The organism is Vibrio sp. L3-7, assembly GCF_963898195.1.
GTDB classification, from domain to species: Bacteria; Pseudomonadota; Gammaproteobacteria; order Enterobacterales; family Vibrionaceae; genus Vibrio; species Vibrio echinoideorum.
Genome location: NZ_CAWQUW010000045.1, coordinates 159281 through 178872, shown reverse-complemented (window position 1 = coordinate 178872; position 19592 = coordinate 159281). Strand labels below are relative to the sequence as shown.

The following is a 19592-nucleotide window of genomic DNA, read 5'->3' as shown; positions in this document are numbered from 1 at the left end:
TATAGGAATTGGTAATGGAACCTAGTGAAGATCAAAAGTTAGCAGACGAATGGGCTGCTGCACTTGGTGAAGACCCTTTAGCACCGTCAATTGATGTCGACGACGTGCTCGCTGCACCACTTGATGAGCTAACCGATTCATCGTCTCCGATTTCTGAAGATGAGCGTCGTAAACTGGATACCATCATGGATATCCCAGTGACCATTTCCATGGAAGTTGGCCGCTCTCAGATTAGTATCCGTAATTTACTGCAACTGAACCAAGGTTCGGTTGTCGAGCTAGATAGAATTGCTGGTGAATCACTGGATGTGATGGTTAACGGTACTCTGATTGCGCACGGTGAAGTGGTTGTGGTGAACGACAAATTTGGTATTCGTTTGACTGACGTGATTAGCCAAACAGAACGAATTAAGAAGTTACGTTAATGCGTTTTTCGCCAAAAATATTGGTGGGCTTGTCTCGCGGGATAGCTGGTTTGTTTAGCGGAGTGACGGGCTTGTTTCGTGAAATCACAAGCTTGTCTCGTGGAACATTGGGAGTAGGGCTGTTATCTGCGCCTTCTATTGCTTTTGCCGCGCCTCCTTCTCTTGATTTAGCGACCACTTTTGGGTCGCTGATTTTCGTTATCGCCTTCATCTTATTTATTGCTTGGTTACTCAAGCGGATGCAAGTGCCTGCGATGTCGAATCAACAAGGTTTGGCTATTGTTAGACAAATTCCTGTTGGAACTAAAGAACGCATTGCGATTGTTCAAGCGGGTGATGAACAGTTCTTAGTCGGCATTACTACGCAATCCATTCAGCTGATCTCTAAGCTCGATAAACCTCTTACTCAGGAGATGCTGGAAAAAAGTACGTTTTCAAGTCAGCTTTCCCAGCTAATAAAAAAAGATGCAAATAAGTAACGGATTTTCGAATTCATCTTACTTTTACCAAATCGGATCATTCCGAACGGTAAAAGTGCTGTTAGTTCAGCTCATTCTTCTCTGCTCTATCGTATTCAGTGGGTCGGTATTTGCGCAGGCCGAAGACGGCACAGTTATCCCTGCGAATACGGCTGGCTCTGAGTCGGTAACCATCAGCTCGATGGAAAAAGATCAAGCCACGTCGCAAACCATGACCACAGGCAGCTTAACGGGTAATGGTGGTGGTATTCCTGCCTTTACCATGACGACTAATGCTAACGGTGGTGAAGACTACTCCATCAACCTGCAAATATTGGCCTTAATGACCATGCTTGGCTTCTTGCCTGCAATGGTGATTTTGATGACGTCGTTTACCCGTATTGTTGTGGTGATGTCTATCTTGCGTCAGGCAATGGGTCTACAACAAACGCCTTCGAACCAAGTGATTATTGGTATCGCGATATTTTTGACTTTCTTCATCATGTCGCCGGTGATCAATCAGGTCAATGAGCAAGCGGTTCAGCCTTATCTCAATGAGCAGATATCAGCACGACAGGCCTTTGATGTTGCTCAAGGCCCGATTAAGTCTTTCATGCTTAAACAGACCCGAATCAAAGATCTTGAGACCTTTGTTGAGATCTCAGGAGCGGAAGTGACTAACCCTGAAGACGTTTCAATGGCGGTTCTTATCCCTGCATTTATCACGTCAGAGCTGAAAACGGCTTTCCAGATAGGCTTTATGCTGTTCTTGCCGTTTTTGATTATCGATTTGGTGGTGGCCTCGGTATTGATGGCTATGGGTATGATGATGTTGTCACCGATGATCGTATCGCTGCCGTTTAAGTTGATGCTGTTTGTCCTTGTTGATGGTTGGAACTTGATACTCTCCACTCTCGCCGGCAGTTTTGCCTTGTAGCTGGGGGAATAATGAATCCTGAAATATTCGTAGATTTGTTTCGAGACGCACTTTGGATGGTACTTGTAATGGTTTGCGCCATTATTATTCCTAGTCTGCTGATTGGTTTAGTCGTTGCTGTCTTCCAAGCGGCGACGTCTATCAACGAACAAACTCTGAGCTTCTTGCCGCGTTTGATCGTGACGTTATTGGCGTTGATGATGTTTGCTCACTGGATGACTCAGATGATGATGGAGTTCTTTTTTGAACTCATCGAACGCTTGCCGCAAGTTTTGTATTAAACCGATATGGAATACCCAACGAGCCTTGTACTAGAGTGGTTAGCCAATTATTTTTGGCCATACACTCGCATCTCAGCCATGCTGATGGTGATGACGGTAACAGGGGCACGCTTTGTGTCCCCGCGTATCCGTCTGTATTTAGGTTTGGCGATTACCTTTGCTGTGATGCCTGCGATTCCTGCCGTTCCTAAAGAGATAGAACTGCTGTCTTTCCAAGGATTCTTGACGGTATTTGAACAAATCGTGATTGGCGTTGCCATGGGGTTTGTCACCCAGTTCTTGATTCAAACCTTTGTTATGCTCGGTCAGATTCTCGGTATGCAATCGAGCTTGGGCTTCGCTTCTATGGTTGACCCAGCCAATGGGCAGAACACGCCAGTACTTGGCCAACTGTTCATGCTGTTGGCTACCATGTTTTTCTTGGCGACTGATGGTCACTTGAAAATGTTGCAGTTGGTGGTGTTTAGCTTTAAGACCTTGCCGATTGGTAGCGGTTCTTTGACGGCTGTAGACTTTAGAGAACTGGCACTGTGGCTTGGCATCATGTTCAAAACGGCATTAGCGATGTCCTTATCGGGCATTATTGCGCTGCTAACGATTAACCTTTCGTTTGGTGTAATGACGCGCGCCGCACCTCAGCTTAATATATTTTCTTTGGGTTTTGCATTTGCGCTACTCGTGGGCCTGTTGCTTTGTTGGTACATCCTTGGCGGCTTATTTAGCCACTATGAACTATTCTGGGTGCAAGGCGAACAACAGATATGTCGTCTAATCCGATTAGATTGCTAGGAGACTGAAATGGCAGAGTCAGACGGTCAAGAACGCACAGAAGACGCCACGCCCAAACGCTTGCAACAGGCCAAAGAAAAAGGGCAGGTTGCAAGATCAAAAGAGTTAGCGTCGGCGTCGGTACTCATTGTCGGTGCAATTTCCTTAATGTGGTTTGGCGAATCAATGGCGAAGGCTTTGTTCGAGGCCATGCAACGCTTGTTTTCCCTGAGTCGTGACGAAATATTTGATACCAATAAACTCCTAGAAATAGCGGGTGGCGCATTGGTGAACCTACTGTTTCCTTTATTCTTGATCCTTATTACTTTGTTCGTTGCTGCAGTTATCGGCGCTGCTGGCGTTGGTGGGGTTAACTTTTCGATGCAAGCAGCGATGCCTAAAGCGTCTAAGCTAAATCCATTGAGTGGTATCAAGCGTATGTTTGGCCTACAAAGTTGGGTCGAACTACTGAAATCTATTTTGAAGGTAGCATTGGTATCGGGCATGGCCATTTATCTCATTCAAGCTTCTCAGCACGATTTGATGCAGCTGAGCTTGGATGTGTACCCGCAGAATATATTCCACGCTTTAGATATATTACTTAACTTCATTCTCTTGATCAGTTGTACCTTACTCATCGTGGTAGCCATTGATATCCCATTCCAGATCTGGCAACACGCGGATCAACTGAAGATGACCAAACAAGAAGTCAAAGATGAATTCAAAGACACCGAAGGTAAGCCCGAAGTTAAAGGTCGAATTCGCATGCTACAACGGGAAGCCGCTCAACGACGTATGATGGCGGATGTTCCTCAAGCGGATGTGATTGTTACTAACCCCGAGCACTTTTCAGTGGCTTTGCGTTATAAGCAGAATCAAGACAAGGCACCGATTGTGGTCGCTAAAGGGGTTGACCATATGGCGATGAAGATCCGTGAAATCGCACGTGAAAATGACATCTATATTATTCCGGCACCGCCATTGGCTAGAGCGCTTTATCACACCACTGAGTTGGAACAACAAATTCCTGACGGTCTATTTACGGCAGTGGCGCAAGTTCTTGCATATGTGTTCCAGCTTAAACAGTACCGAAAAAAAGGTGGTGATAGGCCAAAATTGCAAGATTCTAATATGCCGATCCCACCTGACTTACGTCATTAGATCAATTGCTTGAGCTCAGCTGAATGAAGGCTGATAATACCGAGATGACAAAGCCTCTTTTTATTGAGGTGATGGCAATAAATTGACGTGAGATGTTGGTACAGTGTTTGCTATATCAACCCCGAACATTATAAAGCTGATCGTTATAAAGTTGACTATTTTAAACCTGATCATTTTAAACCATTGCAACATAGCTTAGACCTGAGCCTCAATTCGCTTGGTGAGATAGCTACAACATAGCGAAACTGCCCAGATTTATGAAATTCTCCCTGCCTTTTGCGGACAAGCTGCCTAAAATCCCTAACCGTGCCATGCCTGCGATCGGTGCACCCGTTATGGTACTTTCAACGCTTGCTATGGTGGTGTTACCCATTCCAGCATTTTTGTTGGATATGTTTTTCACCTTCAATATTGCCCTGTCTATGGTTGTACTACTGGTTTCTGTATATACCCGTAGGCCTTTGGACTTCGCCGCATTTCCTACCGTACTTTTGATTGCGACTCTACTTCGTTTAGCCTTGAACGTTGCTTCTACGCGTGTGGTATTGCTCCACGGCCATGAAGGTGGTGACGCTGCTGGTAACGTTATTGAAGCGTTTGGTAACGTCGTTATTGGTGGTAACTATGCAGTTGGTTTAGTGGTGTTCTTGATTCTGATGATCATCAACTTCATGGTTGTAACCAAAGGTGCGGGTCGTATCTCGGAAGTAAGTGCGCGTTTTACATTGGACGCTTTACCGGGTAAACAAATGGCAATCGATGCCGATTTGAATGCGGGTTTGATCGACCAAGATCAGGCTCGTACCCGCCGTTTTGATGTAACCAAGGAAGCCGATTTCTACGGCTCGATGGATGGTGCCTCTAAGTTTGTTAAAGGTGATGCGATCGCCGGTATCTTGATCTTGTTCATCAACATTATTGGTGGCTTAAGTATTGGTATGGTTCAGTTTGACCTTGGTTTTGGTGAAGCAATCGAAATCTACACACTATTGACTATCGGTGATGGTCTGGTTGCACAAATTCCGTCTCTATTATTGTCTATCGCAGCAGCGATGATGGTTACGCGTCAAAATACTGATGAAGACATGGGTGAGCAACTTGTCTTCCAAATGTTCGATAACCCGAAAGCCCTAATGATCACTGCCGCTATCCTTGGCATCATGGGTATTGTTCCTGGTATGCCACATTTCTCATTCTTGAGTCTTGCCTTGGTTGCGGGCGCGGGTGCGTATTACATCGATAAAAAGAACAAGAAGAAGGCTGAAAAACCAAATCTTCCTGCTAGCGTTGAGGCTAACGGTGAAAAGGGTTCCCAGAAAGAGCTCTCTTGGGACGATGTTCAACCCGTCGATATTATTGGTTTAGAAGTTGGTTATCGTTTGATTCCTCTTGTAGATAGAGATCAAGGCGGTGAACTGCTTGAACGTGTAAAAGGGGTGCGTAAGAAGCTCTCTCAAGATTTTGGCTTTTTGATCCCAGCGGTACACATCCGCGACAACCTAGAACTGACACCAAATAGTTACCGAATTACCCTGATGGGGGTCGCTGTTGGTGAGGCTGAGATTAAGCCTGATATGGAATTAGCCATTAACCCGGGTCAAGTCTATGGGATGATCGATGGCGAGCCGACGATTGACCCTGCTTTTGGCCTTGAAGCGGTGTGGATTCGCGAAGAGCAGCGTGAACATGCGCAAGCCTTAGGTTATACGGTTGTAGATTCATCAACAGTATTGGCAACACACCTCAGTCAACAACTAACCAACAATGCATCGCAGCTAATTGGTCACGAAGAAGTTCAGAACCTCCTTGAAATGCTTAGTCGTTCAACCCCTAAACTGGTTGAAGGTTTTGTTCCGGATCAGCTGCCACTTGGTGTGGTGGTGAAAGTACTGCAGAACCTATTGAATGAAGCGATTCCAATTCGTGACATTCGAACGATAGTCCAAACTTTGTCGGAGTACTCAAGTAAGAGTCAAGAACCTGACATATTGACAGCGGCTGTTCGTATCTCATTGAAACGACTAATTGTTCAAGAAATCAATGGTATAGAGCCAGAGTTGCCTGTGATAACCCTAATTCCTGAGCTGGAACAAATCTTGCATCAAACCATGCAGGCATCCGGCGGTGAATCTGCTGGTATCGAACCTGGTTTAGCCGAACGTTTACAGAGTTCTCTCAGCCATGCCACACAAGAGCAAGAGCTGAAAGGGGAGCCAGCTGTGTTACTGACCTCTGGTGTATTACGCTCGACGTTGGCTAAGTTCGTGAAAAACACGATCCCAAGCTTGAGAGTTTTATCTTACCAAGAGATACCGGACGAAAAGCAGATACGCATAGTACAAGCTGTTGGTAATTAAGCCGCCTAATTAGAACGGACGATCGAATTGAAAATTAAACGATTTTTTGCAAAAGATATGCGAACTGCGCTGCTTCAAGTTAAAGAAGAACTTGGCTCAGAAGCTGTGATCATGTCTAACAAAAAGGTCGCAGGTGGCGTGGAAATTGTTGCCGCTATTGATGGTGAATCTAGCCCATCGACAGCAAGCCCAAGATTAAACAAACCTCAGCAGCCTGCGCAAAGTCAATACACGCAAATGGCAGCGCCTGCGGTTCCTGCAGGACGTCGCCAATTAGATGATGACAAAGTCAGCCTACAGTCGAATACTGAAGGCGGACGCTCAATGACCAAGCGTTTCGCGAACATGCTTAAGCAATATAGCCATGGCGCAGACGAAGATTCGCAACATCGTGCAGAAAATGAAGATTCGTTGTCAGCGTTACTTAATCGCCAAACTGGCAGCAGTCATCAGTCTCACGGTCATCAAAGCTTGCCTAGTCATAAAGGGTCTCAAAGCAACCAACAGTCACCGTCTCGTAATAGCAATATAGATTCTGCGTTTGCTCGTGAAACTGGCCTATCTAAGTTGATTGCTGAAGACCGCAGAGTAGAGCGCCCAGCGCCTCGTTTGGATCCTACTCGTTACGATCGTGGTCGTGACCCCGTTCAATCCAAAGGTTCTGACACCGAAATGGAAACGATGCGTGAAGAGATGACTTCAATTCGTCGCTTGTTAGAACATCAAGTATCAGGATTAATGTGGCAAGAAGTTGAACGTCGCGAACCTTTGAGAGCGATGCTGATAAAGCGTCTTGAGCGCATGGGTGTTTCAGCTGAGCTTGCGGACCAGATGGCTTGCTACATTCCTGAAGACACCAAACCAGCGCGTGCTTGGAAAGCTTTGCTAGCATTGGTTGCTGACCAAATCTCTGTAACACAAAAAGATATTTTAAAACGCGGCGGTATTGTGGCCTTACTGGGTCCGACCGGCGTAGGTAAAACAACGACCGTTGCTAAACTAGCTGCACGTGCTGCCATGGAATATGGCGCAGACAATGTTGCACTAGTGACAACTGACACATATCGCATAGGTGCACATGAGCAGTTATCAATTTATGGTCGAATTATGGGTTGTCCGGTAAGAGTTGCTAAAGATTCTAGTGAATTGGCCGATGTAATATATCAATTACGTAATCGTCGCCTAATTCTGGTTGATACTGCCGGTATGGGACAGCGAGATGTTCGCTTATCTGAGCAGTTAGACACATTGATGCAAGAGAGTGGTTCAGTCATTAATAGTTACCTTGTGTTGCCCGCAACCGCGCAACGTAAAGTACTACAAGAGACGATAGAACACTTTCGAAGAATCCCGTTGTCGGGATGCATCCTAACTAAGCTGGATGAATCTCTAAGTTTAGGAGAGTTCATCAGTGTAGTAATACAAAATGCATTACCAGTTGCTTACATAGCAAATGGTCAACGAGTTCCTGAAGATATCGTCATAGCTCAGCCAAAGTACATGATTGCTAAGGCTAACGAGTTATTAGAAAAATCTACAGAGAATGAACCTCATTACTGGAATAGCGATTCTGAAGGGCTCTAGGCGGCGGATAAATATGAATGAAAATATGATACATGATCAAGCTAGCGGCCTCCGTCGCTTAACCAAGCCTTCATTAACAAAAGTTATTGCTGTAACGGGTGGTAAGGGGGGAGTAGGTAAATCTAATGTGACGTTAGGTATGGCTATTTGTATGGCTCGCCAAGGCAAAAAAGTCATGGTGCTGGACGCCGATCTAGGGCTCGCCAATGTAGACATTATGCTGGGTATTCGCTCTAAACGAAACCTTGGACATGTGTTGGCTGGCGAGTGTGAACTGAAGGATGCGATTGTTGAAGGACCGCATGGAATTAGAATAATTCCAGCGACATCTGGCACACAAAGCATGACTGAACTGTCACACGCTCAACATGCAGGCTTGATTCGTGCGTTTGGTTCGCTAGAAGATGAGATGGATATCTTACTTGTGGACACGGCTGCTGGTATATCTGATATGGTAATCAGCTTCTCAAGAGCTGCGCAGGATGTAGTTGTGGTCGTTTGTGATGAACCAACCTCGATTACAGATGCTTATGCCTTAATCAAGCTGTTGAGTAGAGAACATCAAGTTCAGCGATTCAAAGTTGTTGCAAATATGGTCAGAAGCTACCGCGAAGGCCGAGAATTATTTGCAAAGTTGACTTTGGTCACAGAGCGCTTCTTGAATGTGAGCCTGGAACTCGTAGCATGTATTCCTTTAGATGATAAAGTACGTCAATCAGTCAAGAGACAGAAAATCGTAGTAGATGCGTATCCTCGCTCTCCTGCTGCATTGGCAATCAGCTCATTAGCAAATAAAGCATTGACCTGGCCAATACCAAGAACACCAAGTGGGCACTTGGAGTTTTTCGTTGAAAGGCTGCTGAACCGTACTGAATTTGTAGAGGAACCATTTGGTGAATAAAGCGCTTACTTACGACCAGCATGCTAATCACAATAGCCAACAGGCTTTTTTTGAGAAGTACTCTGTGTTGGTTAAACGTATCGCTCATCACTTGTTGGGGCGATTACCGCCTAATGTATTGGTTGATGACTTAATTCAAGCCGGCATGATCGGCTTGATTGAAGCGCAACAAAACTATGATGGTACCAAAGGCGCAAGCTTTGAGACGTATGCAGGCATCCGAATTCGCGGGGCGATGTTGGATGACATTCGTCGTGGGGATTGGGTACCAAGATCGGTTCATAAAAATAACCGAGAAATCAGCAGTGCAATCGCGAAATTGGAGGGGACTCTCAACCGCGACCCAAGTGATGCCGAAGTGGCAAAGCATATGGGACTCAGTTTAGACCAATATCATAGTGCTTTAACTGATATTAATTGCTCAAGACTGGTTGGGATCGAAGATTTAGGCGTCTCAGATGATGTAATATCTCCGAATGAAGATTCTCAAGATAACACGCCTTTTCAAGGCGTTGCTGATGAGTCATTCCGCCAAGCTTTGATCGATTCAATAAAACAGCTTCCAGAAAGGGAAGGCCTAGTGCTTTCGCTTTATTACGACGAAGAACTCAATTTAAAAGAGATTGGGGAAGTGTTAGGTGTCAGCGAATCTCGCGTTAGCCAAATACTGAGCCAATCTATGCAGCGTTTACGCACTAAGTTAAGTGCTTGGACACAGAACGACTAACAACACTGATTTACTCAGTGGAGGCTAATTTGAACAAAAACATGAAAATTCTCATTGTTGATGACTTTTCAACGATGCGCCGAATTGTTAAAAACCTACTTCGTGATCTAGGTTTCAACAACACTCAAGAAGCAGATGATGGCTTGACCGCATTACCTATGCTGAAAAAAGGCGAATTTGATTTCGTGGTAACTGACTGGAACATGCCTGGCATGCAAGGTATTGACCTGCTAAAACACATTCGCGCGGATGCAGAACTTAAGCACCTTCCAGTGCTTATGATCACAGCAGAAGCGAAGCGTGAGCAGATCATTGAAGCAGCTCAAGCGGGTGTAAATGGTTACATTGTGAAGCCTTTCACTGCTGCAACGCTGAAAGAGAAACTTGATAAGATTTTTGATCGCTTATAAGCATCAATAAGTTTTAGGCACCTCTAGGTAAACACTGACAGAAAAGTTATCTGTTTATCTCGATAGCCTAAGCGTACACAGTATGCGGAGTAAGGCCGAACTCAGGATGATTTCATTAGAACAAGCAAAACAATTAGTAGAGCTGCTTGAGAACGACGAGCAGCAAGGTGCTGATTCTCTTGTTAGAAGCATTTATGAAGACAACTTTAGTCTTCAAGACAATCCAATGCTTCAAGAAATAGGTAGTTTGACTCGTGATCTCCATGACTCTTTGACACAATTTAATTTCGATGAGCGCATCAGCGTTATCGCAAATGATGAAATCCCTGACGCAAGGGATCGCCTTCAATATGTCATTGATAAAACGGAAGTTGCGGCAAATAAAACGATGGACGCTGTCGATCGCTGTATGCCAATAGCAGACAACCTACACGAGTGTTTACTTCAAGTAAGGCCTCAATGGAATGAACTGATGCATGGCCGCATTGAGCTGGCACAATTTAAAGCTTTATGTCACCGCATTGATGGATTGCTTGTCCAAGTAGAAGGCGATAGTACCGAACTACGTGGACAACTGACTGAAATCTTGATGGCTCAGGATTTCCAAGATTTAACTGGGCAGATAATTAGCAAAGTTATTACCTTGGTAAATGAGGTTGAAGGACGTTTGGTCGAGATTCTTACTGTATTCGGTGCGAATCAGGTAGAGCCAACGCCAAAATCAGAGAAGAAAGCGTCTATTGCTCCTGAAGGTCCAATTTTGAACCCAGAAGAACGCGAAGACGCTGTTGCATCTCAAGATGAAGTCGACGATTTGTTATCCAGTCTTGGATTTTAAAGGTAACGTATGAGCTACGATTTAGACGAAGATATTCTTCAGGACTTTTTAGTCGAAGCAGGAGAAATCCTTGAACTCTTATCAGAACAACTGGTAGAGCTTGAGAATAATCCTGACGACAAAGACCTATTAAATGCTATTTTCCGTGGTTTCCATACAGTAAAAGGTGGTGCTGGTTTCCTAGCATTAACTGAGCTGGTGGATACTTGTCATGGTGCTGAGAATGTGTTCGACATTCTAAGAAACGGCCAACGCAGCGTAACGTCAGGTTTGATGGATACGATGCTACGCGCTCTAGATACAGTAAATGTACAGTTTCAAGCCGTGCAAGATCAGGAGCCTTTAGTGCCAGCTGATCAAGTTTTATTGGATGAGCTTCACCGTCTCTGTAAACCACAGTCTGCCGATGAAGTTGCCCCAGTAGAGTCCTCAGCCCCAGTAATCGCTGAGCCAGTTTTTGAGACGCCTGCTGAACCAATCGTTGAAAGCTCAAGCCTTAATGCATCTTCAGTTGATGATATCTCTGAAGATGAGTTTGAGCGCCTACTTGATGAACTTCATGGCAAAGGTGGCTCACCGACAACGGCTTCTACCCCAACACCGCCGCCAGCACCTCAGTCAGTTTCTGACAGCGGTGATATTACTGACGACGAATTTGAAAAATTATTAGATGAACTGCATGGTGCGGGTAAAAGCCCGACAGCGGTAAGTTTAGCTCCGCCAGCACCTTCTGCCGCACCAGTTTCGGCGAAGTCTGAAGGTGATGATCTGATGAGCGATGAAGAGTTTGAGAAGTTACTTGACCAGTTACATGGTTCAGGTAATGGGCCAACTATTGAAGAGCTGGATGCGGCTACTAAACCTGCCGCAGCGAAGCCTGAGCCTATTGCTCCTGCTCCACAAGCAGCTCCAAAGCCGAAGCCTCAGCCATCTGCGCCCGTCGCTGTAAAAGCAGCACCCGCGAAAGCTGAAGTTAAAACGCCAGCGAAGAAACAACAAGCCGACGCAACGGTTCGTGTCGATACATCAACACTTGATACCATCATGAACATGGTGGGTGAATTGGTGTTGGTTCGTAACCGACTTGTGAGCCTAGGCTTAAACAGTAACGATGAAGAAATGGCGAAAGCCGTCTCTAACTTAGATGTTGTTACCGCAGACCTACAAGGCGCGGTAATGAAGACTCGTATGCAACCGATCAAGAAAGTATTTGGTCGTTTCCCTCGAGTTGTCCGCGACCTTGCTCGTAGCTTGAAGAAAGACATTGTTCTTGAGATGCGCGGTGAAGAGACGGACCTTGATAAGAACTTAGTTGAAGCACTTGCTGATCCCCTGATTCACTTGGTGAGAAACTCTGTCGACCATGGTATTGAAATGCCGGAAGACCGTGTTGCTGTGGGTAAATCACAAACGGGTAAAGTGATTCTTTCCGCCTCTCAAGAAGGTGACCACATTGAACTGGCTATCGTTGATGACGGTGGTGGTATGGACCCTGATAAGCTTCGTGCTATTGCGGTTAAACGTGGTCTGATGGACGAAGATGCCGCATCTCGTTTATCAAATAAAGAGTGCTTCAACCTAATTTTTGCTCCTGGCTTCTCAAGCAAAGAGCAGATCTCGGATATCTCAGGTCGTGGTGTAGGCATGGACGTTGTGAAAACAGCGATCAACACACTGAATGGCTCGATTGATATCGATTCAGAGATGGGACAAGGCACCAAGATTACGATCAAGGTTCCATTGACTCTAGCGATTCTACCAACCTTGATGGTCGGTGTTGCAGGTCACCCATTCGCATTGCCATTGGCATCTGTAAACGAGATCTTCCACTTAGATTTAAGTCGCACAAATGTGGTTGATGGTCAGCTGACTATCATCGTTCGCGATAAGTCTATTCCGTTGTTCTACTTGCAAAACTGGCTGGCACCTAAAGCGGGCATTGTTGAGCTACGCAAAGGGCACGGACATGTTGTTATCGTACAACTTGGTAGTCAACGTGTTGGTTTTGTTGTCGATACGCTTATTGGTCAAGAAGAAGTAGTCATCAAGCCACTTGATAAACTACTACAAGGCACGCCAGGAATGGCAGGCGCGACAATTACAAGTGACGGACACATTGCATTGATTCTAGATGTGCCGGACTTGTTGAAGCAGTACGCAGCTGCGTCAAGAATTTAATTTAAGGATAAATATGGCGATTAAAGTATTAGTCGTTGATGATTCGAGCTTTTTTCGTCGTCGCGTTAGCGAGATCATCAATTCAGAGGCTCGCCTAGAAGTCATCGATGTAGCAGTAAACGGTAAAGAAGCGGTTGAGAAAGCGAAACAGCTAAGACCGGACGTAATTACGATGGACATCGAGATGCCTGTTATGGACGGTATTACAGCCGTTCGTGAAATTATGGCCGCGTCTCCGACGCCTATTTTGATGTTTTCATCGTTAACGCATGATGGCGCGAGAGCAACGTTGGATGCGTTAGACGCAGGTGCTCTAGACTTCCTACCAAAGAAGTTTGAAGACATTGCGCGTAACCGAGATGATGCAGTCGCATTGCTTCAGCAGCGTGTGATTCAGATTGCCGCAAAGCGTGCGTTTATGCGCCGTACACCGGTTGCACCACGAGCTACGGCAACAACTTCTACGTCGACATCAACACCATTACGTCAACCGATTTCAGCGGCAGCTTCGGCTGTGAAGCCAGCTGTGGCTTCAACTGCGAAGTTCAGAGCGTCGGGTAAAAAGTATCAGTTGACAGCAATTGGTACGTCTACAGGCGGCCCAGTTGCACTACAGAAAATTTTGACACGCATCCCTGCACACTACCCGCATCCAATTGTGTTAGTTCAGCATATGCCAGCTACGTTTACCGCCGCTTTTGCTAGCCGATTGAATACATTGTGTAAGATTGAAGTTCGTGAAGCTCAAGACGGAGATGTGTTGAAACCTGGAGTGGCTTATCTTGCACCAGGTGGTAAGCAGATGATGATTGATGGCCGCGCAGGGTCCGCACGCCTAAGAATTATTGATGGCGGCGATCGAATGAATTACAAGCCTTGTGTGGATGTAACCTTCGGTTCTGCTGCGAAAATCTACGGTGACAAAGTCTTGTCTATGATTCTGACCGGAATGGGTGCTGATGGTCGAGAAGGTTCGCGTATGTTGAAGACCGCGGGCTCGACGATCTGGGCACAAGACGAAGATAGTTGTGTTGTATATGGTATGCCTCAAGCTGTAGCAAAAGCTGGCATTTCTACTGAAGACCTACCTCTAGACCGCATTGCGGAAAGAATTTTGGTTGAAGTTGGGTTAGCTTAGGTAAATCGAAATGATTGTTTGGAGTGTTGCAAACCAAAAAGGTGGTGTTGGTAAAACAACCACGACCGTGACCTTGGCAGGGCTACTTGCTTTGAAAGGGCACCGAGTGTTGTTGGTTGATACTGACCCACATGCATCACTAACCACGTATCTGGGTTACGACTCAGATAACGTGGAGTCAAGTCTGTTTGATCTTTTTCAACTGCGAGAGTTTACTGCTCAGACGGTAAGACCTTTGATTTTGCAAACGGAAGTCGAAGGTATCGATATTATTCCTGCACACATGTCATTGGCGACATTAGACCGTGTCATGGGTAATCGCAGCGGCATGGGTTTGATCTTAAAGCGAGCTTTGGCTGCTTTAAAAAATGACTACGATTATGTGCTTATCGATTGTCCTCCAATTCTTGGTGTGATGATGGTCAACGCATTGGCTGGCAGCGATCGTATTTTGATTCCAGTACAGACTGAGTTCTTGGCTATGAAAGGCTTAGAGCGCATGATCCGCACTTTGGCTATCATGCAAAAGTCACGCAAAACACCGTTTAAAGTGACGATTGTCCCTACGATGTACGACAAGCGAACCAAAGCATCGCTGCAAACATTAACTCAGCTTAAAGATGACTATCCGAACCAAGTTTGGACATCTGCTGTTCCTATTGATACCAAATTTAGAGATGCGAGCTTAAAACGCTTACCAGCATCTCATTTTGCATCGGGTAGCCGTGGTGTATTTGCTTATAAACAGCTGCTTATTTATCTCGAGAGGTTGGCGATAAATGAGCGCGAATAAAGAATTAACAGTGGAGCGACCAAGTCTATCAAGTGAACAAGCACTGGATGACTACTTTACTGCGCTATTAGGCGATGAAAACTTTGAATCTGATGAGTTTTTTGTTGACGAGCCTAGCGACGAACCACAATCTGAAGAGCCAGAGCCAGAGCCAGAGCCAGAGCCAGAGCCAGAGCCAGAGCCAGAGCCAGAGCCACAAATTACTACAAATTACTCAAGCTACGCAGAAATACGCGCGGCTGAGTTTGAGGTTCCAAACCTTGAGGATGTTCAGAAGCTACTGAGCCGTTTAGAGGCGACCAATGTTGTTGATGATCTGAACCTCGATGAATTGATGGATCAAAATACGCAGAAAATTGCGCAGCAAGCAGACATGCAAATGTTCGATGCCGCTGTCGAAACAGTTCAAGTATCTGCGGAACCTGAAATTCAAGATTGGAATCTTCCAGAACCGGATTTATCCATTACTGCAAAGCCTCAAGTAGAATTGCCGCAAGCTCAGGATGAATTGGTAGAAACTGAACAAATAGAAGCGAAAGCCGAACATCCTGATACAGAGGTTGAAGATCCTGAAATGGACGCTCAAGATCCTGACATCGAGAGTGCTATCGAGCCGGAAACTCAAGCCGGAGGCGCTGACCAGTTCACCTCGTGGGAAAGTACGGCTCGAACAAAAGATTTTCAAGTCTTGTATTTTGATGTGAACGGTGTGACTTTTGCGGTGCCACTTGATGAGCTAGGTGGTATCCATCGACTTGAAGAGTTAAGTCACATTATTGGTAAGCCTGCTTGGTATTTGGGTTTGCAAACCAACCGTGATAGCCAATTAGATGTGGTCGATACCGCAAAGTGGGTGATGTCTGAGAAACTATCGGGTGACGAATACAAAGAAAACTATCAATATATAGTCATGCTTGGAGAAAGCTTGTGGGGCCTTGCGGGCACCGAGTTAAAAGGCACCGAGCTACTTAATACAGATAAAGTACGTTGGCGAGAAATGGCAGGGAAACGCCCATGGCTCGCCGGTATGGTAAAAGAAAAAATGTGTGCTTTGATCCATGTTGAAGCATTAATCGCCATGCTAAATGCAGGGCTAGATGTAAAAGCATTAAGCTAGTAATAAGCATCAAGTTAATAATAGTGGTCGGTAACGACGGCAAGAGGATTATCTATGTCTCATATGAGTGAAATTGAAGTAAGAAAAGATCAAACGAATGATGAAGTACTTCAATGGGTGACATTCCAACTGGAAGAAGAAACTTACGGCATTAACGTAATGCAGGTTCGTGAAGTTCTGCGTTATAGCGAGATTGCTCCAGTACCGGGTGCTCCAGACTACGTTCTAGGTATTATCAACCTACGTGGTAACGTTGTTACCGTTATCGACACTCGTTCTCGCTTTGGTTTGATGCAAGGTGAAATCACGGATAACACTCGTATCATCGTTATTGAATCTGAGCGTCAAGTTATCGGTATTCTAGTGGATAGCGTTGCTGAGGTGGTTTACCTACGTTCTTCTGAGATCGACACAACTCCAAGTGTGGGTACTGATGAAAGTGCTAAGTTCATCCAAGGTGTAAGTAACCGTGAAGGCAAGCTGCTTATTTTAGTAGATTTAAACAAACTACTAAGCGAAGACGAATGGGATGAGATGGCTCATCTGTAATGTTTGAAGCGCTCCCTATAAGCCCTGTTGCTCTACTCGTTGGAGTCGGGGTTTTTACGTTATTCATTGTTGTTTTGATTAGCAAAGTAAAAAGTGCGATTCAAAAGCAGCTCGATCAGTCACGCCTGCAAGTTCGAAATTTGGACAAAGAGCTTCAAAAATCGAGTAAGCAATTACTTGAGGTTCGCTCTGTAGTAATTGGCCTTGGCCAAAAAGTGACTGAACAGCAAGATCTGATAAAACACTTGAATGAACGTATTGTTGAGCTAGAGCATGTTGATACCGACGGACGCTTGTACACACGAGCAACGAAAATGGTTCAACTTGGCGCTGGGATTAACGAATTGATCGAAGAATGTGAATTGCCTAAAGCTGAAGCCGAGCTAATGATGTCTTTGCAGAATAAGCTTGCTGGTAAGGAAAAAATTCCTTCGCTAACAAGTAATCCTTCATCGTTTGATGAACAGCCAACAGCCTCTCGTGATCGCAGAGACCCTCCTCGACGTCGTTAAATTGAGCGCTGAAAGCGTATTAGGCACTTTATGTTTATTGTGCACAACTCTTAAAAAGAAGCCTCGGCTTCTTTTTTTATACCTGTCATTTTATTTATAGAACGATGTTTATAAGTGACTGTATCTATGAGGATATCTTCTATTGGGATAAAAATGTGTAAATTGTGATGCGGTGGTAACAGTTTCTTACGGAGTTTGTTCTATCGAAAACGCCTAGTCCTGTTTTGTCACCATATTGGTGTGCTACTATAGCCCTTTCATTACTCGACTAAATTTACCTATGCTAGAAGTCTCAAATTTAACTGCTATTCGTGACGACAGGGTTCTGTTTGAATCGTTATCTTTTCAATTGAAACCGGGTGAATTGGTTCAAGTTGAAGGTCGAAACGGTACCGGGAAAACGACACTCCTTAGGATTATTACAGGGTTAGGCGACCGTGATGAAGGCACTATTTCTTGGGATGGCGATTCTATTGAATCGAGTCGAGATGTTTATCATCAAAATCTCCTTTTTCTTGGGCATCAAACTGGCGTTAAACGCGAGCTCAGTGCTTATGAGAATCTGAGTTTTTACCAGTCGATTCATAGTGACGGCACAACTAAAGAAGAGCTTTATCAAGCTTTGGCTCAAGTAGGTCTTGCTGGAAGAGAAGATGTGCCCGCCGGTCAACTTTCAGCGGGTCAACAGCGCCGAGTGGCATTAGCACGACTGTGGTTGAGTAAGCAAATGTTGTGGATTTTAGACGAGCCGCTAACAGCTATAGATAAGCAGGGTGTCAAAGTTTTGGAGTCTCTTTTTTCTCAGCATGCAGATAACGGCGGTATTGTGTTGTTAACCACACACCAAGACATGTTTGCTGATAGCCCTAAACTAAGAAAAATTAAGTTGGGTGATTAATATGATCTCTTCAATGACCACGATCATTCGACGTGAACTGCTGATTGCGTTTAGACGCCAAGCGGATATTTTTAACCCTTTGTGGTTTTTTATCATTGTAATTACCCTTTTTCCTTTAAGTATTGGCCCTGAGCCAAATCTACTTGCACGCATTGCCGCGGGTATTGTTTGGGTGGCCGCTTTACTTTCTGCGTTGCTCTCTCTAGAGCGCCTCTTCCGAGATGATTTTCAAGATGGAGCTCTCGAGCAGATGATGCTGATGCCCATCCCGTTGCAGTTGGTAGTCTTGTCCAAGGTCATAGCACACTGGTTATTGACCGGGTTACCATTAATTTTGATCAGTCCGTTATTGGCTGTGCTGCTTTCTTTGGATTTCGATACTTGGTTATCGGTTGTCTTAACGTTGTTGGTTGGTACGCCAGCATTGAGCTTTATCGGTGCGATTGGTGTTGCTCTAACGGTAGGGCTTCAGAAAGGCGGTGTGCTTTTAAGCTTACTTATTTTGCCGTTGTATATCCCAATTCTTATTTTTGCTACATCAGCGATTGATGCGGCAGCACTAGGTGTTGCGTATAACGGTCAATTAGCGGTTCTTGGTGCGATGTTGATGGGTGCGATGACTCTAACGCCTTTTGCGATCAGTGCCGCACTTAGAGTTAGTGTGAACTGATAACGATACGGTTATCGTATAGCTAATGTGAACCAAAAGCCTCGACCGGACTCATAGAGTCAGCAAAACTGAAAGCAAGACAAAATAAATTATTATAATTATAGCTTTAATAGCTGTAAGCAATATGAAGTAAGAGTGAGATTACAACATGTGGAAATGGCTCCATCCCTACGCCAAAGCAGAAACATCCTATCAGCTTGCTGGTAAATTTCTGCCATGGTTCTCGATCCTAGCGCTATTGTGTTTATCCGCCGGTACGGTTTGGGGGTTAGCATTTGCGCCTTCAGATTACCAACAAGGTGATAGCTTTCGAATCATCTACATCCATGTCCCTTCTGCAATTTGGTCTATGGGCGTGTACATGTCTATGGCGATTGCTGCCTTTATCGGCTTAGTATGGCAGGTAAGGCTATCTGACATGGCGGCATTGGCTATGGCGCCGATCGGTGCTGTATTTACCTTCATCGCACTGTTAACGGGTGCTGTTTGGGGGAAGCCAATGTGGGGTGCTTGGTGGGTTTGGGATGCACGATTGACCTCAGAGCTTATTCTTCTATTCCTATACTTGGGTGTGATTGCCTTACACCACGCGTTTGATGACCAAAAAACAGCAGCAAAAGCGGCTGGAATTCTGGCTATCGTAGGCGTAATCAACCTACCTATTATTCACTTTTCAGTAGAGTGGTGGAACACACTTCACCAAGGCGCGACGATCACTAAGTTTGATCAGCCTTCTATATCTAGTGACATGCTATGGCCGCTTCTTCTCAACATCTTCGGCTTCGCCTTTTTCTTTGGTGCTGTGACTATGGTTCGTTTTAGAAATGAAATCATCAGTAAAGAAAGTCACCGTCCATGGGTTCGCAAGCTTGCGGCCGAAAAAGCGTAGT

The 19592-nt window shown here is 45.1% G+C and carries 21 protein-coding genes; all 21 read left to right on the top strand.

Features of this window, described 5'->3' with window-relative positions:
- The first annotated feature begins 14 nt into the window (after positions 1-14).
- A complete protein-coding gene (gene fliN / locus AACW75_RS20895; protein ID WP_004736208.1) occupies positions 15-425 on the top strand; it encodes a flagellar motor switch protein FliN in 411 nt (136 codons plus the stop codon).
- Positions 425-904: a flagellar biosynthetic protein FliO gene (gene fliO, locus AACW75_RS20890; RefSeq protein ID WP_017073198.1), complete on the top strand. Its 480-nt coding sequence runs from the start codon at positions 425-427 to the stop codon at positions 902-904. Before fliN ends, fliO begins: the two co-directional genes overlap by 1 nt.
- A complete protein-coding gene (gene fliP / locus AACW75_RS20885) occupies positions 891-1820 on the top strand; it encodes a flagellar type III secretion system pore protein FliP (RefSeq protein ID WP_017073197.1) in 930 nt (309 codons plus the stop codon). Before fliO ends, fliP begins: the two co-directional genes overlap by 14 nt.
- An 11-nt stretch (positions 1821-1831) precedes the next feature.
- Complete coding sequence (gene fliQ / locus AACW75_RS20880; protein ID WP_017073196.1) at positions 1832-2101, top strand: flagellar biosynthesis protein FliQ; 270 nt, start codon at positions 1832-1834, stop codon at positions 2099-2101.
- A 6-nt stretch (positions 2102-2107) separates the two neighbouring features.
- Entirely contained in the window at positions 2108-2890 is a 783-nt protein-coding gene (fliR, locus tag AACW75_RS20875; RefSeq protein WP_017073195.1) for a flagellar biosynthetic protein FliR, read from the top strand.
- 9 nt (positions 2891-2899) lie between these two features.
- Positions 2900-4030 carry a flagellar biosynthesis protein FlhB gene (gene flhB, locus AACW75_RS20870; protein WP_017073194.1) on the top strand — a complete coding sequence of 377 codons (1131 nt, stop codon included), beginning with the start codon at positions 2900-2902 and terminating at the stop codon, positions 4028-4030.
- 257 nt (positions 4031-4287) lie between these two features.
- Positions 4288-6387 carry a flagellar biosynthesis protein FlhA gene (flhA, locus tag AACW75_RS20865; protein WP_145570328.1) on the top strand — a complete coding sequence of 700 codons (2100 nt, stop codon included), beginning with the start codon at positions 4288-4290 and terminating at the stop codon, positions 6385-6387.
- A 27-nt stretch (positions 6388-6414) separates the two neighbouring features.
- Positions 6415-7971: a flagellar biosynthesis protein FlhF gene (gene flhF / locus AACW75_RS20860; RefSeq protein WP_135457938.1), complete on the top strand. Its 1557-nt coding sequence runs from the start codon at positions 6415-6417 to the stop codon at positions 7969-7971.
- Positions 7972-7984: 13 nt separating this feature from the next.
- Positions 7985-8872, top strand: coding sequence for a MinD/ParA family protein (locus tag AACW75_RS20855; protein WP_017073191.1), 888 nt, complete (start codon positions 7985-7987; stop codon positions 8870-8872).
- Positions 8865-9599, top strand: coding sequence for an RNA polymerase sigma factor FliA (locus AACW75_RS20850; protein WP_017073190.1), 735 nt, complete (start codon positions 8865-8867; stop codon positions 9597-9599). Before AACW75_RS20855 ends, AACW75_RS20850 begins: the two co-directional genes overlap by 8 nt.
- Positions 9600-9640: 41 nt before the next feature.
- Complete coding sequence (gene cheY / locus AACW75_RS20845) at positions 9641-10009, top strand: chemotaxis response regulator CheY (RefSeq protein WP_016767062.1); 369 nt, start codon at positions 9641-9643, stop codon at positions 10007-10009.
- Between the two features lie 106 nt (positions 10010-10115).
- Positions 10116-10847 (top strand): protein phosphatase CheZ, encoded by a 732-nt coding sequence (locus AACW75_RS20840; RefSeq protein WP_017073189.1) that lies wholly within the window; start codon positions 10116-10118, stop codon positions 10845-10847.
- A gap of 9 nt (positions 10848-10856) precedes the next feature.
- Positions 10857-13025, top strand: coding sequence for a chemotaxis protein CheA (locus AACW75_RS20835; protein ID WP_145570330.1), 2169 nt, complete (start codon positions 10857-10859; stop codon positions 13023-13025).
- A gap of 13 nt (positions 13026-13038) precedes the next feature.
- Positions 13039-14163 (top strand): protein-glutamate methylesterase/protein-glutamine glutaminase, encoded by a 1125-nt coding sequence (locus tag AACW75_RS20830; protein ID WP_017073187.1) that lies wholly within the window; start codon positions 13039-13041, stop codon positions 14161-14163.
- A 10-nt stretch (positions 14164-14173) separates the two neighbouring features.
- Positions 14174-14956, top strand: coding sequence for a ParA family protein (locus tag AACW75_RS20825; RefSeq protein ID WP_017073186.1), 783 nt, complete (start codon positions 14174-14176; stop codon positions 14954-14956).
- Positions 14943-16073 carry a chemotaxis protein CheW gene (locus tag AACW75_RS20820; RefSeq protein ID WP_237297506.1) on the top strand — a complete coding sequence of 377 codons (1131 nt, stop codon included), beginning with the start codon at positions 14943-14945 and terminating at the stop codon, positions 16071-16073. The genes AACW75_RS20825 and AACW75_RS20820 overlap by 14 nt, the downstream gene beginning before the upstream one ends.
- A 54-nt stretch (positions 16074-16127) precedes the next feature.
- Positions 16128-16622: a chemotaxis protein CheW gene (locus tag AACW75_RS20815; RefSeq protein WP_017073624.1), complete on the top strand. Its 495-nt coding sequence runs from the start codon at positions 16128-16130 to the stop codon at positions 16620-16622.
- Complete coding sequence (locus tag AACW75_RS20810) at positions 16622-17134, top strand: DUF2802 domain-containing protein (protein WP_135457945.1); 513 nt, start codon at positions 16622-16624, stop codon at positions 17132-17134. Before AACW75_RS20815 ends, AACW75_RS20810 begins: the two co-directional genes overlap by 1 nt.
- 280 nt (positions 17135-17414) lie before the next feature.
- On the top strand, positions 17415-18032 hold the full coding sequence (gene ccmA, locus AACW75_RS20805) for a cytochrome c biogenesis heme-transporting ATPase CcmA (protein ID WP_102553583.1): 618 nt from the start codon (positions 17415-17417) through the stop codon (positions 18030-18032).
- Position 18033: 1 nt separating this feature from the next.
- On the top strand, positions 18034-18702 hold the full coding sequence (gene ccmB / locus AACW75_RS20800) for a heme exporter protein CcmB (RefSeq protein ID WP_004736228.1): 669 nt from the start codon (positions 18034-18036) through the stop codon (positions 18700-18702).
- Between the two features lie 148 nt (positions 18703-18850).
- Positions 18851-19591: a heme ABC transporter permease gene (locus AACW75_RS20795; protein WP_017073621.1), complete on the top strand. Its 741-nt coding sequence runs from the start codon at positions 18851-18853 to the stop codon at positions 19589-19591.
- Position 19592: the final 1 nt, after the last annotated feature.